At 39.0% G+C, this 331-nt stretch carries 1 protein-coding gene; it reads right to left on the bottom strand.

Annotated elements, in window-relative coordinates; translation table 11 throughout:
- Positions 1–167 precede the first annotated feature (167 nt).
- Positions 168–331 (bottom strand): 50S ribosomal protein L27 (locus GHO25_RS25875; protein ID WP_153393460.1); only part of this gene is annotated, 164 nt, incomplete at its 5' end.

Raw genomic sequence — 331 nt, 5'->3', positions numbered from 1 at the left:
CTTTTAAGATAGGCTGTAGAGCTATTGGCAGCGTTCCCCACATCAATACTGCAAGGAGGGCGAAGAGGAAACCTGCGAGGGGTTGTTGTTTTTGCATAGTATTATTATAGATTTTAGGTATAAAAAAACCTCACATTTGTGAGGTTTTTTTGAAATTTTGCTTTACATTACTCAGCAATGATACTTACGTATTGACGGTTTTTGTCGCCTTTTCTTTCGAATTTAACTTTACCATCTGCAGTTGCGAATAAAGTGTGGTCTTTACCCATACCTACGTTTGTACCTGCGTGGAATTTAGTACCACGTTGACGAACAATGATGCTACCTGCTA

This window comes from Pseudomonas sp. FSL R10-1350, assembly GCF_009600525.1.
In the GTDB taxonomy this organism is placed as follows: Bacteria; Pseudomonadota; Gammaproteobacteria; order Pseudomonadales; family Pseudomonadaceae; genus Aquipseudomonas; species Aquipseudomonas helleri.
The sequence above is the reverse complement of the archived record's forward strand: the minus strand, read 5'-3'. Positions and strand labels throughout refer to the sequence as shown.